General features: G+C 64.8%; 14 protein-coding genes. 11 read left to right on the top strand and 3 right to left on the bottom strand.

Annotated features, from left to right (window positions below):
• Positions 1–68 precede the first annotated feature (68 nt).
• Genes ACO1P8_RS04315 through ACO1P8_RS04285 form a run of 7 tightly spaced genes read left to right on the top strand, consistent with a single transcriptional unit; the run spans position 69 to position 5,694 of the window.
• Entirely contained in the window at positions 69–626 is a 558-nt protein-coding gene (locus ACO1P8_RS04315; protein ID WP_486294684.1) for an OmpH/Skp family outer membrane protein, read from the top strand.
• Positions 627–635: 9 nt separating this feature from the next.
• Positions 636–1,730, top strand: a complete 1,095-nt coding sequence (lpxD, locus tag ACO1P8_RS04310) for a UDP-3-O-(3-hydroxymyristoyl)glucosamine N-acyltransferase (RefSeq protein WP_486294683.1) — start codon at positions 636–638, stop codon at positions 1,728–1,730.
• Positions 1,731–1,789: 59 nt separating this feature from the next.
• The gene (gene fabZ / locus ACO1P8_RS04305; RefSeq protein ID WP_486294682.1) at positions 1,790–2,251 is read left to right on the top strand and encodes a 3-hydroxyacyl-ACP dehydratase FabZ; all 462 of its coding nucleotides are present in this window, start codon (positions 1,790–1,792) and stop codon (positions 2,249–2,251) included.
• Positions 2,252–3,046: an acyl-ACP--UDP-N-acetylglucosamine O-acyltransferase gene (gene lpxA / locus ACO1P8_RS04300; RefSeq protein WP_486294681.1), complete on the top strand. Its 795-nt coding sequence runs from the start codon at positions 2,252–2,254 to the stop codon at positions 3,044–3,046.
• On the top strand, positions 3,043–4,311 hold the full coding sequence (gene lpxB / locus ACO1P8_RS04295; protein ID WP_486294680.1) for a lipid-A-disaccharide synthase: 1,269 nt from the start codon (positions 3,043–3,045) through the stop codon (positions 4,309–4,311). The genes lpxA and lpxB overlap by 4 nt, the downstream gene beginning before the upstream one ends.
• The gene (rnhB, locus tag ACO1P8_RS04290) at positions 4,298–4,906 is read left to right on the top strand and encodes a ribonuclease HII (protein WP_486294679.1); all 609 of its coding nucleotides are present in this window, start codon (positions 4,298–4,300) and stop codon (positions 4,904–4,906) included. The genes lpxB and rnhB overlap by 14 nt, the downstream gene beginning before the upstream one ends.
• On the top strand, positions 4,903–5,694 hold the full coding sequence (locus tag ACO1P8_RS04285) for a TrmH family RNA methyltransferase (RefSeq protein ID WP_486294678.1): 792 nt from the start codon (positions 4,903–4,905) through the stop codon (positions 5,692–5,694). The genes rnhB and ACO1P8_RS04285 overlap by 4 nt, the downstream gene beginning before the upstream one ends.
• A gap of 75 nt (positions 5,695–5,769) precedes the next feature.
• Here ACO1P8_RS04285 and ppsR read toward each other — a convergent pair whose 3' ends face one another.
• Positions 5,770–6,603, bottom strand: a complete 834-nt coding sequence (gene ppsR / locus ACO1P8_RS04280) for a posphoenolpyruvate synthetase regulatory kinase/phosphorylase PpsR (RefSeq protein ID WP_094841772.1) — start codon at positions 6,601–6,603, stop codon at positions 5,770–5,772.
• 159 nt (positions 6,604–6,762) lie between these two features.
• Here ppsR and ppsA point away from each other — a divergent pair, with 159 nt between their 5' ends.
• Positions 6,763–9,126 (top strand): phosphoenolpyruvate synthase, encoded by a 2,364-nt coding sequence (ppsA, locus tag ACO1P8_RS04275; protein WP_486294677.1) that lies wholly within the window; start codon positions 6,763–6,765, stop codon positions 9,124–9,126.
• Positions 9,127–9,199: 73 nt separating this feature from the next.
• Here the strand turns inward: ppsA and ada are convergent, their stop codons facing one another.
• The gene (gene ada, locus ACO1P8_RS04270) at positions 9,200–10,078 is read right to left on the bottom strand and encodes a bifunctional DNA-binding transcriptional regulator/O6-methylguanine-DNA methyltransferase Ada (protein WP_486294676.1); all 879 of its coding nucleotides are present in this window, start codon (positions 10,076–10,078) and stop codon (positions 9,200–9,202) included.
• A 167-nt stretch (positions 10,079–10,245) separates the two neighbouring features.
• On the bottom strand, positions 10,246–10,971 hold the full coding sequence (locus ACO1P8_RS04265) for a glutamine amidotransferase (protein ID WP_486294675.1): 726 nt from the start codon (positions 10,969–10,971) through the stop codon (positions 10,246–10,248).
• Between the two features lie 184 nt (positions 10,972–11,155).
• On the opposite strand from ACO1P8_RS04265, the gene ACO1P8_RS04260 reads away from it, so the two are divergent.
• The 3 genes from ACO1P8_RS04260 to ACO1P8_RS04250 are packed head-to-tail and all read left to right on the top strand — an operon-like array spanning position 11,156 to position 13,733.
• A complete protein-coding gene (locus tag ACO1P8_RS04260; RefSeq protein ID WP_486294674.1) occupies positions 11,156–11,602 on the top strand; it encodes an NfeD family protein in 447 nt (148 codons plus the stop codon).
• A 4-nt stretch (positions 11,603–11,606) separates the two neighbouring features.
• Entirely contained in the window at positions 11,607–12,533 is a 927-nt protein-coding gene (locus ACO1P8_RS04255; protein WP_486294673.1) for an SPFH domain-containing protein, read from the top strand.
• 51 nt (positions 12,534–12,584) lie between these two features.
• Positions 12,585–13,733, top strand: coding sequence for a GGDEF domain-containing protein (locus ACO1P8_RS04250; RefSeq protein WP_486294672.1), 1,149 nt, complete (start codon positions 12,585–12,587; stop codon positions 13,731–13,733).
• The last annotated feature ends 2 nt before the right edge of the window (positions 13,734–13,735 follow it).

Below are 13,735 nucleotides of genomic sequence, written 5' to 3'. Positions count from 1 at the left end.
GCCCATAACCGCACAAGTTTAGTGGCACAATAGCGGTTTGCTTGACCTTATCGGAAGGTGAAATTTTCATGATGTCTATTTTCGTACGCAAATTGTCCCGTTCATCGCGCAAAAGCACGGCCTCTCTGACGGCCGTGCTGGCGCTGGCGGGCGCGCTGCTGCTGGGCGCGTCGTACGCGGCGCCGGCAACTGCGCAAGGGACGAAAATCGGCTTCGTCAATACCGAGCGTATCCTGCGCGAATCGGGACCGGCCCGTGCCGCCCAGGCGAAGATCGAATCGGAATTCAAATCGCGCGACGCCGATCTGCAGCGCATGGCGGCCAATCTGCGCACCCAGGCTGAAAAGTTCGACAAGGACGCGCCTGTGCTGTCGGAATCCGACCGCGCGAAGCGCCAGCGCGATCTCAGCAACATGGATGCGGACCTGCAACGTCGCCGCCGCGAGTTCCAGGAAGACTTCAACCGCCGCCGTAACGAAGAGTTCTCGGCTATCGTCCAGAAGGCCAACGCGGCCATCAAGAACATCGCCGAAAAAGAGAACTACGATCTCATCGTGCAGGACGCGGTAACGGTCAGCCCGCGTGTGGACATCACGGACAAAGTGATCCAGGCCCTTGGGAAGTAAGCGCCGCCTATGCCGGTTCTGCTAGATCCCGTTCGCGCGCCGTTACTCGACGAGCTATTGGCGGATACCGACACCCAAGGCCTGACATGGCAGCTCAGCGTCCCGCCCGGCGGGGCGCTTCCCAGGATCCAAGGACTGGGAACGCTGGCCTCTTCCGGGCCGGGCGAAATCAGTTTTCTCTCCAATCCCCGCTACCAGAGCCAGCTACCCGCGACGCGGGCTGGCGCGGTGATCGTCACGCCGGATGTGGAGCAGGCCTTGTCGGCCCAGTCCCCTCCGCCTGGCTTTGCCCGGGTGGCAACCGCCAATCCTTACCTGCTATATGCCCGTATCGCCCAGTGGTTCGACCGGGCGCGGCAGCCGTCACTACCGGCCGGTGTACACCCGTCAGCGGTCGTCGCTGAGGACGCGGTGATCGAGGCGGGTGTACGCATCGGCCCGCATTGCGTGGTCGAAACCGGCGCGCGCGTGGGACGGGATAGCGTGCTGGGACCCGGTTGCGTCATCGGTGCGGGGTCCTCTATCGGTCCCGCGGCGCACTTGCACGCCCGGGTGACGTTGTATGCAGGCGTAACGGTTGGGGCACGGGCGATCATCCATTCCGGAGCGGTACTCGGGGCGGATGGCTTCGGTTTCGCGCCGGATCCGGTACGGGGCAAGGGTGCCTGGGGCAAGATCCCGCAGTTTGGCGGGGTGAGCGTCGGCGACGACGTGGAGATCGGGGCAAACACGACCATCGACCGCGGCGCGCTGGAAGACACCGTCATCGGCGACGGCGTCAAGCTGGATAACCAGATCATGGTGGCGCACAACGTGCGGATCGGTGCCCATACTGCGGTTGCCGCCTGCGTCGGGATTGCCGGGTCCACTACGATAGGCGAACGTTGCACCATAGGCGGGGCTTCGATGCTGTCGGGCCATCTGACGCTGGCGGACGACGTTCACATTTCCGGCGGTACCGCCATTACGTCGAATATTTCCAAGCCAGGGCGTTATACAGGGGTGTATCCGTATGCGGAGCACGGCGACTGGCAGCGCAACGCCGCCGTCATTCAGCAACTGGGTCAGTTGCGACGCCGTGTGCGGACACTCGAACAGGGATAACATCGCGTGCACGGCTGGCAGGCCGCGCCGTAAAAGAATTGCAATGCAGGAACATACTCATGGAACTCGACATTAAGGGGATCCTGGATCGCTTGCCGCATCGATATCCGATGCTGTTGATCGACCGCGTGATCGACATCCAGCCCGGCAAATCCATCGTCGCCCTGAAGAACGTCTCGATCAACGAACCGTTCTTTACCGGACATTTTCCGCATCACCCCGTGATGCCGGGTGTGCTTATCCTCGAAGCCATGGCCCAGGCGGCCGCGCTGTTCTCGTTCTCGGACGAGTCCGCGCTCAAGAACGACGAGGCCTCAGGATCATCCACGGTGTATTACTTCGTCGGTATCGATGGGGCGCGCTTCCGGCGGCCCGTTGTGCCCGGCGACCAGTTGCGCATCGAAGTCGACGCCGAGCGCCTGAGCCGCAGCATCTGCAAATATTCGGGACGTGCGCTCGTGGACGGGCAGTTGGTCGCCGAAGCCAAACTCATGTGTGCCATCCGCAGCCTGGAAGCATAAATGACCGGTCACATTCATCCCACCGCCGTGGTCGACCCGGCCGCGGAAATCGACAGTTCCGTGGTTGTCGGTCCGTACAGCGTTGTCGGGCCGCAGGTGCGCATCGGCGCGGGGACTGAGATCGGACCCCATTGCGTGATCGACGGCGTCACCACCATTGGACGCGACAACCGGTTCTACCGGTTCTGCTCCATAGGGGGCATGCCGCAGGATAAGAAGTACCAGGGAGAACCGACCCGTCTGGAGATCGGCGATCGCAACACCGTCCGCGAATTCACGACCTTCAATACCGGTACCGTGCAGGACGGCGGGGCTACCACCCTGGGCGATGACAACTGGATCATGGCGTATGTGCATATCGCGCATGACTGCCATATCGGCAACAACACCATCCTCGCGAATGCCGTGCAACTGGGCGGACATGTGCGGGTCGGAGACTGGGCGATCCTGGGCGGACTGACGGGCGTGCACCAGTTCAGCACGGTCGGCGCGCACAGCATGACCGGTGGAAACAGTTCGCTGATGCAGGACACGCCGCCCTATGTGCTGGCGGCGGGCAACCCCTGCCGCCCGGTGGGCATCAATGTCGAAGGGCTGAAGCGCCGTGGGTTTTCGCCCGCCGTCGTATCGGCGCTGCGCGATGCGTACAAAGCCATCTACCGTCGCGGCCTGTCGCTGGACGAGGCGCGCGCCGAACTGCGCGAGCGTCAGCAAACAGAGCCCGAAACGCGCGAAGTCCTGCAGGTCATGCTGGACTTCCTGGATCAATCGCGCCGCGGCATCATCCGGCCGTGAACATGCGTATCGGCATGGTGGCCGGCGAGCCCTCCGGGGATTTGCTCGCCGGCCGCATCATCGAGGGCCTGCGCGCGCGCGATGCGTCGGTCTCGTGCGCCGGCATAGGCGGCCCGCGCATGCAGGCGCAGGGTTTCGAAAGCTGGCATCCCATGCATGCGCTGACGGTTTTCGGCTACGTCGACGCGCTCAAGCGCATTCCCAGCCTGCTGTCCATCTACGCCGACGTCAAACGCCGCATGCTGGCCGAGCGGCCGTCGGTTTTCGTGGGCATCGATGCGCCGGACTTCAATCTGAAACTCGAACTGCAACTGCGGCAGGCGGGCGTTCCCACCGTGCATTTCGTGGGGCCGTCCATCTGGGCCTGGCGCTACGACCGTATTCACAAGATCCGGCAGGCCGTTTCCCACATGCTGGTGCTGTTTCCCTTCGAAGTCGATATTTATCGGAAAGAGGGCATCCCGGTCACCTATGTGGGTCATCCGCTGGCGGGCACCATTCCCATGACGCCGGACAGGGATGCCGCGCGAGGGCGGCTGGGCATCGACCGTGGCGCGCGGGTACTGGCCATGCTGCCAGGTAGCCGATCATCCGAAATACGCGTGCTGGCGCCGCGGTTCCTGCAGGCCGTGCAACAGTTGCAGGCGCGCGACCCCGCGCTGCAATGCATCGTGCCCATGGTCAATGCCGCGCGCCGCGCGGAATTCGAAGATTTCCTGCGCCAGCATCCGGTAAGGAATCTGCGCATCGTGACGGCGCAGGATATGGCGGCCGGCACCGGCGGCAGCGTAGCCGACGCGACGGGTGGCCAGGCCGGTGCCACGGCGACGGCGGACTCCCCAGCCCATGCCGCGCCGTCGGGATCTCCCGTTGCCTGGGCCGTCATGGAGGCCGCGGACGCGGTGCTGGTGGCCAGCGGTACGGCCACGCTCGAAGCGGCTTTGTACAAGCGGCCCATGGTTATCTCTTATGTGCTGTCGCCCTGGATGCGCCGTATCATGGCGTGGAAATCCGGGCAGCAGCGTCCCTATTTGCCCTGGGTAGGCTTGCCGAACGTATTGCTGCGCGACTTCGCCGTCCCGGAACTTCTGCAGGACGATGCCACCCCGGACAAACTGGCGGCCGCGACCTGGCGCGCGCTTACCGACGAGGCTGGCGCCGCGCGTATCCAGGCGCGCTTCACGGCCTTGCACGCGGACCTGCTGCGCGATACGCCCGCGCTGGCCGCGCAGGCCATAATCGAGGTGGCGCATGGCGCAAAGTGACATGTTCGGCGACGAAGGCCTGCGCGAGGTCATTATCACGGGTGTCGACGAAGCCGGCCGCGGGCCGCTTGCCGGCGCCGTCTACGCCGCTGCCGTCATTCTGAACCCGGCACGTCCCATCGGCGGGCTGGCCGATTCCAAGGTGCTGTCGGCACCGCGCCGCGAAGAACTCGCCCTCGAAATCAAGGAATACGCGCTGGCCTATTGCGTGGCCAGCGCCAGTGTCAAGGAAATCGATTCGCTGAATATCCTGCGCGCTTCGCTGCTGGCGATGCGCCGCGCGGTGCTGGGCCTGGGCATCAAGCCGGGGTTGGCCCTGGTCGATGGCAATCAATCGCCACGCCTGCCCTGCGGCGTCAAGACGGTAGTGCAGGGCGATGCCTCGGTGCCGGCGATATCGGCGGCGTCCATCCTGGCGAAGACGGCGCGCGACGCCGACCTGGTGCGCCTGCATGGTGTCTATCCTGATTATGGTTTCGACCAGCACAAGGGGTACGGTACCGCGATGCACCTGGAACGGTTGCGCGCGCACGGCCCTTGCCCGGAACACCGTCGCAGCTTCTCACCGGTCAGGGATCTTCTGATCGCGCCATGAAACACATCGCCTCGCGCGAGAATCCGCTGGTCAAGTCCTTGCATCGCATCGCGGGGTCGGGCGGGCGGCGCGATTCGCAGGTCTTGCTGGACGGCGTGCATCTATGCCAGGCCTGGCTGCGGCACCATGGCAAGCCGCTGCGCGCGCTCTTCGATGCAGCCCGCCTGGACCAGCCGGAGCTCGCGGACCTTGCCCGGACCCTGCCTGACGAGGTCTGTGTCAGCCTGGAAGGCCGGCTGCTCCACGCCCTGGCCAGCGTGGAAAGCGACCAGGGGGTCGCCTTCCTCGTCCAGCCGCCGCAGCCCGAGTTGCCGTCCCGGATCGAGGATTCCTGCGTGCTGCTGGATCGCGTGCAGGACCCTGGCAACATCGGCACGCTGATACGCACCTGCGCGGCCGCCGGCATCCGGCGCATCCTGCTGTCCGAAGGCTGTGCGGCGGCCTGGTCGCCCAAGGTGCTGCGCAGCGCGCAGGGCGCGCATTTCGCCGTCGCTCTGCACGAACGGGTCGCCCTGGACGAGGTCTTGCCGCGTTTGGGCGTTCCGCTAGTCGCCACCGCCTTGCTGGAATCGATCTCCCTCTACGACGCCAACCTGCCGCCGCGCTGTGGCTGGATCTTCGGGCACGAGGGGCAGGGCATCGCCCCTGCGCTGCTGCAGGCGGCCGACCTGCGGGTCCGCATTCCCCACGACGTGCAGGCGGTCGAATCGCTGAACGTCGCCGTGGCGGCCGCCATCTGCCTGTTCGAGCAGCGGCGCCGCTTCCCCGGTGGGCCGGCGGGGGAATAGTCCCACGGTGTTGCAACGCCTGGCGCTATCCCGCGCGATGCGTGACCGCGCCAGGACGCCGGCCGCGCCGCGGCGTCAGTAGGCACCACGCTCCAGGCCGACTTCCTGCAGGACGGTCGTCGAGATCTCCTCGATGGATTTGGTCGTCGTGGACAGCCATTCGATGCCTTCGCGGCGCATCAGGCGTTCGGCCTCCGCGACTTCATAGCGACATTGCTCGATCGAGGCATAGGGGCTGTTCGGGCGGCGTTCGTGGCGCACCTCCGCCAGGCGCTCCGGCTGGATCGACAGACCGAAAAGCTTTGCCCGGTGGGGGGCCAGCGTTGCGGGCAGGACGCCGCGTTCGAAATCGTCCGGGACCAGCGGGAAGTTGGCGGCCTTGATGGCGTACTGCATGGCCAGGTACAGGCTGGTCGGCGTCTTGCCGCAGCGCGAGACGCCGACCAGTATGACATCCGCCTGCCCCAGGTTTGTAACGAACTGCCCGTCGTCATGGGACAGGCTGAAATTGATGGCGTCAATGCGGTTGCGGTATTTTTCGCTATTGGCGGCCATGTGCGAGCGGCCGATGGAATGGCTGGATTTCAGGCCCAATTCCTGTTCGATATGGCTTACAAACGTTCCAAACAGATCCAGGAAGATACCGTTGGCCTGGCGTACCCGCGCCATGATTTCGGGATGGACCAGCGTGCTGAACACGATGGGCTGCATGCCCGTTTCCGCGGCATTGCGGTCGATGCGCAGGGCCGCTTCCTCGGCCTTTTGCAGGGTATCCACGAAGGGGAGGCGGATCTGCCGGAAGTTCACGTTCTCGAACTGCGCCAATACCGAATGGCTGAAGGTCTCGGCCGTGATACCGGTGCTGTCCGAGACGATGTAGACGGTCCGTTCGAGCGGTGTGGTGGTCATATGTAAAAAATTCCAACGAGGCTGGAGGTAAGGCAGATCCCAACGGGTACAATCAGGCCCCGAAAAGTCACCCCAATGCGGTCCCAAGGCCAGTTTGGCCAGCGCGCCTTTCGCGCCCTGACCAAACTCGCTTTCTTTCCATTGTAAAAGGTGACTTCAATGTCGTATGTCGTTTCGTTCGAGCAGCTCCGCATGGCGGACGTGGACTCGGTAGGAGGCAAGAACGCATCACTCGGAGAAATGATCAGCCAGCTGGCGGGCGCAGGTGTGCGTGTGCCCGGCGGCTTCGCGACCACGGCCGAGGCTTTCCGCGATTTCCTGAAGTCGTCGGGCCTGGACAAGCGCATCGCCGATCGTCTCGCCTCCCTCAATCCCGAAGATGTACGCGAACTGGCGACCGCCGGCGCGGAGATCCGCCAATGGCTGATCGACGCCCCGTTCTCCGCCGAGTTCGAACAGCAAATCCGTACCGCTTTCGCCGCCCTGGACGCGGACGGGAAGGGTACGTTCGCGGTCCGCTCCTCGGCCACCGCGGAAGACCTGCCCGACGCCTCGTTCGCCGGCCAGCAGGAGACCTTCCTTAACGTGGTCGGCATCGAAGACGTGCTGGACAAGATCCGCCACGTCTTCGCGTCGTTGTACAACGATCGCGCCATTTCCTATCGCGTGCACAAGGGCTATGCGCACGCCGACGTCGCTTTGTCCGCCGGCGTGCAGCGCATGGTGCGCTCGGACAAGGGCGCCGCAGGCGTGATGTTCACCATCGATACCGAATCCGGCTTCAAGGATGTGGTGTTCATCACCTCGTCCTACGGCCTGGGCGAAACCGTGGTGCAGGGCGCCGTCAATCCCGACGAGTTCTACGTGTTCAAGCCGACGCTTGAAAAAGGCCTGTACCCCATCGTCGGCCGGCGCATCGGGTCCAAGCTGATCAAGATGGAATTCGATCCCGAGCGTCCTGAAGGGCGTGCCGTCCGCACGGTCGATGTGCCGGTGTCGGAGCGCAACCGGTATTCGCTGACCGACGACGAGGTCTCCGAGCTCGCACGCTATGCCGTGATCATCGAAAAGCATTATGGCCGTCCGATGGATATCGAGTGGGGCCGCGACGGCGTGGACGGCAAGCTGTACATCCTGCAGGCGCGCCCGGAAACCGTGAAGTCGCAGCTGAATGGCAACGAGGTGCAGCAGCGCTATCGCCTGAAGGCCACCGGCCGGGTGGTGGTGACGGGCCGCGCGATCGGCCAGAAGATCGGTGCCGGTCCGGTGCGCATCGTCGCCGACGTGTCGGAAATGGACAAGGTGCAGCCGGGCGACGTGCTGGTCACGGATATGACGGATCCCAATTGGGAGCCCGTGATGAAGCGTGCCGCGGCCATCGTGACCAATCGCGGTGGGCGGCCCTGCCATGCGGCCATTATCGCGCGCGAGCTGGGCATCCCGGCGGTAGTGGGCTGCGCCACGGCCACCGACGACCTGAAGGAAGGGCAGGCCGTGACGGTATCCTGCGCGGAAGGCGACGAGGGACGTATCTACGATGGTTTGATCGAAACCGAGGTCGAGGAAGTGCGCCGCGGCGAAATGCCGGCCATCGATGTGAAGATCATGATGAACGTCGGCAATCCGCAGCTGGCTTTCGATTTCGCGCAGATTCCCAATGAAGGCGTAGGTCTGGCCCGCCTGGAATTCATCATCAACAACAATATCGGCATCCACCCCAAGGCGGTGCTGGACTATCCGAATGTCGATCCCGAGCTGAAAAAGGCCGTGGAGTCGGCGGCGCGCGGCTATGCCAGCCCACGCGCCTTCTTCGTGGAAAAGCTGGCCGAAGGCATCGCGACGATCGCGGCGGCGTTCTGGCCCAAGCCGGTCATCGTGCGCCTGTCGGACTTCAAGTCCAACGAGTACCGCAAACTGGTCGGCGGTTCGCGCTACGAACCCGAAGAGGAAAACCCCATGCTGGGCTTCCGCGGCGCCTCGCGCTATATCGCGGAAGAATTCGACGACTGCTTCCGCATGGAATGCGAGGCCCTGAAGCGCGTGCGCGGCGAAATGGGCCTTACCAACGTAGAAATCATGGTCCCCTTCGTGCGGACATTGAAACAAGCGGAGCGCGTGGTGGACCTGCTCGGTAAAAACGGCTTGAAGCGGGGCGAAGACGGCCTGAAGCTGATCATGATGTGCGAAGTCCCGTCCAACGCGATCCTGGCCGAACAGTTCCTGGATTACTTCGACGGCTTCTCCATCGGTTCGAACGACATGACGCAGCTGACGCTGGGCCTGGACCGCGATTCGGGCATGGAGCTGCTGGCAGCCGACTTCGACGAACGCGACGAGGCCGTCAAGTTCATGCTGCGCCGTGCCATCCAGGCTTGCCTGGCGAAGGGCAAATACGTTGGCATCTGCGGACAGGGCCCCAGCGACCATCCGGATTTTGCCCAGTGGCTGAAGGATGAAGGCATCCTGTCGATGTCCCTGAACCCGGATACGGTGGTCGATACCTGGCAGCGCCTGGCCGGCTGATCGGTCCCGCGGCGCGGCCTGGTGGCCGCGCCCGCCATGTTTCTCCTGGATAGCCGGTCCAGGCCGTCCGGCCTTACCGGCCCGTTGGCCCGCTGGAGCCCGGTTCACCGATTCCAGCGTGGCTTTCTCGCGAGAGCAGCTTCAGCTTGCGCGAGACCCCCCAGCGATACCCGCCCGCAGCACCATCGGTGCGGACGACGCGGTGGCAGGGGATGGCCAGGGCGATTTCGTTGGCCGCGCAGGCGCGCGCCACCGCGCGCACGGCGGTCGGGGCACCGATACGCCGCGCGATCTCGGCATAGGATGCCGTGCTGCCCATCGGGATGTTGCGCAAGGCCTCCCACACCCGTTGCTGAAAGGCCGTGCCGCGCACATCCAGGGGCAAGGAAAGCCCCATGCCTGGGTTTTCTATGAAGCCGACCACTTGCGCCACCCACCGTTCGAACGCTTCATCGCCGCCCTCCAGGCTGGCCAGCGCGAACCGGTCCTGCAGGTTCTTCACCAGGGCTTGGGGATCGTCGTCCAGGGCGATCTGGCATATCCCCTTGTCGGTGGCGGCGACGAGGAGCGCACCCAGGGAGCATTGGGCGACGGCGAAACGGATGCGCACGCCCGCCCCGCGCTGTCGGAACTCCGTCGGTGTCATGCCCAGAATGCCGGGCACGCTTTCATAGAAGCGGCCGCTCGAATTGAATCCGGCTTCGTAGATGGCGTCGGTTACCGACCGCCCGTGGTCCAGTTCCTGCCGCGCCCGCGATGCCCGCACAGCCTGCGCATAGGCCTTGGGCGTAATGCCCGTGACGGCCTTGAATACCCGATGAAAGTGGAAGCGGCTCATGCCCGCCTGTTCGGCCAGGCTGGTCAGGTCCGTCGCGACCCCCGATTCCATGGCCCGGCAGGCCTGCTCGACCAGGGTCGCATGGGGATGCGCGGGCGGGGCGGGATGGGTCATGGGGCGCGCCGTGGGAGAAGATGCCATCATCGTACCCTGCATCGCTGTGTCCTTTTTGACCGTCACGGCTACAGGATGAGGGATGCGGGCGCCCTTCGCACTCCGGTTTTTGCGATGGACCTATCTGCTGTCCATGCCCCTGCGCCTGCCGGACACGAGGGGCGCTATCAGGCAGCCACGGCGACGTGCAATTCCAGGAAGCGGCGCAGCAGGGTGGCGGCCTCCGGAGTGGGGCGGACATCCCGTTTCAGTGCCGCGACGTCCAGGTTTTCCGCCGCATACTTCACCGTATTCCGCTCCAGGTTGTCCAGTACGAATTCCGGCGGGAACTCCGGATGGAACTGGGTGGAGACGATGGTGGGTCCAAGGCGCAGCATCTGATGAGCATCCATGTCGGAACTGGCCAGCACGATCGCGCCGGGCGGAGGCTGGATGACCGATTGCATGTGCATGGTTTGCGCGGAAAAGGGGCGCGGCAGATCCGCCAGCAATGGGTCCTGCGCCAGATGCTGGATCATCTGGGTGCCGACTTCGCGGCCGGCGGGGTTGTAGCCCACTTCGCCGCCCAGGGCGTGAGCCAGCAACTGATGGCCGTAGCATATGCCGAACATGGGCAGGCCCTGCGCGGCGGCGTCGCGCAGCCATTGGGCGGTCTGTTCGCTCCAGGGCGCGCGGTCGGTCACCATCGCGGGCGAGCCGGTGATGAAGGCGGCGCGGTAGCGGGCCGGTTCGGCCGGCTGTTCGCCCAGGAATACCGGAACGACGTGGGCGTCGTGCGGCGCCAGGCCGGCGGCCCGGCGCACGAAACCGGCGTAACTGTCGTGCGCGGATTTGACGGCGTCCTCGGGGTCGCCGGTGTGGATGATGAGAACGGGCAGGTCGATAGCAGTCATGATGATGTCGTCGCCCCGAAATTGGCTGGGCGGTGCACGATCATAATGTAACGCCGGGGAGTGCCCGTTGAAGAAGCGTGGATGCGAGGTTTTCATCCGGACAGCCGGCCGCGCGCCGCGCCGGCCTCCCCAATTTCTACAAACTCGTACAATCGGTGCCTGACGGCGAGAATAGGCGCAAGCGATGTGGATATGGTTCGGGCTGGCGGTGCTGGCGCTCATCGGTGAGGTCGCCACGGGAACGTTCTACTTGCTGCTGGTCGCCACCGGCCTGGCCGCGGGTGGCGTGGCGGCGATAGGCGGTCTTTCGCTGGAGGGCCAACTGCTCGTATGCGGCGTGGTGGTGATCGCCGGCCTGCTGGTGCTGCGCGCCACCGGCGTGCTGTCGCGGCGCGGCGTCGATTCGCATCGCAATGCCAACGTCAATCTGGATATCGGCCAGGTGGTCACGGTGTCCGACTGGGCCGGGGCCCGCACGGCGCGGGTCTCGTATCGCGGTGCAAGCTGGGACGTGGCCCTGGCGCCCGGCAGCGATCCCATCGCCGGCGAGCAGGTCATCACCGAAGTCCGTGGCAGCCAGTTGATCGTCAAGCCGCGGCACCCTGTTTCTTCTTCTTCCGTCCAAGGCTGATGCCATGCTAGATCCCTCTACCATCGTCCTGATCGTCGTTGTTCTGCTGGCCATTCTGATCGTCGTCAAATCGATCGCGATCGTGCCGCAGCAGCACGCGTGGGTCGTCGAGCGCCTGGGCAAATTCGACCGCGTGCTGTCGCCCGGCGCGGGCTTCGTGATCCCCTTCGTCGAACGCGTGGCCTACAAGCATTCGCTCAAGGAAATCCCCCTGGATGTGCCCAGCCAGGTGTGCATCACACGGGACAACACGCAGCTGCAGGTGGATGGCGTACTGTACTTCCAGGTAACCGACCCCATGCGCGCGTCGTATGGGTCTTCCAACTATATCGCCGCCATCACGCAACTGTCGCAGACCACGCTGCGTTCGGTGATCGGCAAGCTGGAGCTGGATCGTACGTTCGAAGAGCGCGATTACATCAATACGACCATCGTCGCCTCGCTGGACGAGGCCGCGCTGAACTGGGGCGTGAAAGTCCTGCGCTACGAAATCAAGGACCTGACGCCGCCCGGCGAAATCCTGCGCGCCATGCAGGCGCAGATCACCGCCGAACGCGAGAAGCGCGCCCTGATCGCCGCGTCCGAAGGCCGCCGCCAGGAACAGATCAATATCGCCACCGGCGAACGGGAAGCCTCGATCGCCCGTTCCGAAGGGGAAAAACAGGCACAGATCAACCAGGCGCAGGGCGAGGCCGCCGCGGTGCTGGCGATTGCCGAAGCGACGGCACGCGCCGTCACCCAGGTTGCCGAAGCCATCCGCCAGCCCGGTGGCATGGAGGCCGTCAATCTGCGCGTGGCCGAACGCTACGTCGAGGCTTTCGGCAACGTGGCGCAGAAGGGCAACACGCTGATCCTGCCGGCCAATCTGGCCGATGTGGGCGGCCTGATCGCCTCGGCGATGTCCATTGTGAAATCGACGGGTCAGAAGTAAGGCCGACGGCCGGCAGCAACGCACGCCGGTTCTTGCTCGACACGTCCGTCGATGTCCCCCTCCGTCGGCCTGCTCATACTCACGGCCCTTGCGAACTGCCTGATGCTGGCGGTGCTCGGGTCGTTGGCACGCAGTGGCATCCGGGGTATCCGCGAAGCAATACGCGGTGCCTCGCTGGTCTTCGTCTCGCTCATCGGTTTCGCAGCCCAGCCGATGCTGCCCCCGCTGCTGGGTATCGTCGCGGCCAATCTATTGATGGGCAGCGGCGTCGCCTATTTCTACGCGGCGGTGCTGTTGTTCTTTGGCAGGCCGGTACCGTATCGCCTGCTGGTCGCGGCGGTCGGCGTTACGACACTCGGCATCGCGGTATTCTGGTACGTATGGCGCGACACCAACACGCGGATCCTGATCGTTTCCGTCCTGCATGCCGTATTGATGGCGGCCACGGCTTTGGCGATCCAGCGCGACCGCCCGCGCAACCGGCCCGCCTATCCGTACCTGTTCGCCCTTGCCGTGGCATGGTTCGAGGCGGTGGGCCACGCGGTGCGCGGCCTGGTCTATGGCGTTCGCTGGGAGGTCATGCCTGCGCTGGCCGTCGATACGCCGCTGCATCTGGTGTTCCTGTCCATCGGGGTGCTGGTCGTGCCCAGCCTGACCTTGGGCATGGTGATGATGGTGCATGACCGCATGCTGCAGGAGCGGGAAAGCGAAGCCAACACGGATTCCCTGACCGGCATGCTGGCGCGCAAGGCGTGGTGGATTCTGGCCGAGAAGACGCTGGCGCGCGCCGTCAGGTCGGACCAGCGGCTGTCCCTGCTGATGCTGGATATCGATCGTTTCAAGGATATCAACGACACCTATGGGCACGCCCGCGGCGATGCGGTGCTCAGGCATTTCGGCCAGCTTGCCGCCACGGCGATGCGGCGGGAAGACATCATCGGGCGGCTGGGCGGGGAGGAGTTCGCGGCGCTTTTCCCGGATACGCGCATCGATGCGGCGGCCTTTGCCACGAATCGTCTGCTGGAGGCCGTCCGCGCCACGCCTTGTGCCCATGACGGGGGAGAAGTCTTCTATAGCTTCAGCGGCGGACTGGTGGAGTGGGACGGCGAGGAGCCCCTGGACGCGCTGGTTCAGCGCGCGGATCGCGCCCTTTATGGGGCCAAGCTGGGGGGGCGCGATCGCGTCGAGGTGGTCAGGTAGGC

It is taken from the genome of Bordetella sp., from assembly GCF_057362025.1.
Note: the sequence above shows the minus strand (reverse complement) of the source record. Positions and strands in the feature narration are given on the sequence as shown.

What these genes read in the sequence shown, in the direction of transcription:
- ACO1P8_RS04315 (WP_486294684.1), top strand. Translation starts at nt 69, where the DNA reads ATGATGTCTATTTTCGTACGCAAATTGTCCCGTTCATCGCGCAAAAGC.
- lpxD (WP_486294683.1), top strand. Translation starts at nt 636, where the DNA reads ATGCCGGTTCTGCTAGATCCCGTTCGCGCGCCGTTACTCGACGAGCTA.
- fabZ (WP_486294682.1), top strand. Translation starts at nt 1,790, where the DNA reads ATGGAACTCGACATTAAGGGGATCCTGGATCGCTTGCCGCATCGATAT.
- lpxA (WP_486294681.1), top strand. Translation starts at nt 2,252, where the DNA reads ATGACCGGTCACATTCATCCCACCGCCGTGGTCGACCCGGCCGCGGAA.
- rnhB (WP_486294679.1), top strand. Translation starts at nt 4,298, where the DNA reads ATGGCGCAAAGTGACATGTTCGGCGACGAAGGCCTGCGCGAGGTCATT.
- ACO1P8_RS04285 (WP_486294678.1), top strand. Translation starts at nt 4,903, where the DNA reads ATGAAACACATCGCCTCGCGCGAGAATCCGCTGGTCAAGTCCTTGCAT.
- ppsR (WP_094841772.1), bottom strand. Translation starts at nt 6,603, where the DNA reads ATGACCACCACACCGCTCGAACGGACCGTCTACATCGTCTCGGACAGC.
- ppsA (WP_486294677.1), top strand. Translation starts at nt 6,763, where the DNA reads ATGTCGTATGTCGTTTCGTTCGAGCAGCTCCGCATGGCGGACGTGGAC.
- ada (WP_486294676.1), bottom strand. Translation starts at nt 10,078, where the DNA reads ATGACCCATCCCGCCCCGCCCGCGCATCCCCATGCGACCCTGGTCGAG.
- ACO1P8_RS04265 (WP_486294675.1), bottom strand. Translation starts at nt 10,971, where the DNA reads ATGACTGCTATCGACCTGCCCGTTCTCATCATCCACACCGGCGACCCC.
- ACO1P8_RS04260 (WP_486294674.1), top strand. Translation starts at nt 11,156, where the DNA reads ATGTGGATATGGTTCGGGCTGGCGGTGCTGGCGCTCATCGGTGAGGTC.
- ACO1P8_RS04255 (WP_486294673.1), top strand. Translation starts at nt 11,607, where the DNA reads ATGCTAGATCCCTCTACCATCGTCCTGATCGTCGTTGTTCTGCTGGCC.
- ACO1P8_RS04250 (WP_486294672.1), top strand. Translation starts at nt 12,585, where the DNA reads ATGTCCCCCTCCGTCGGCCTGCTCATACTCACGGCCCTTGCGAACTGC.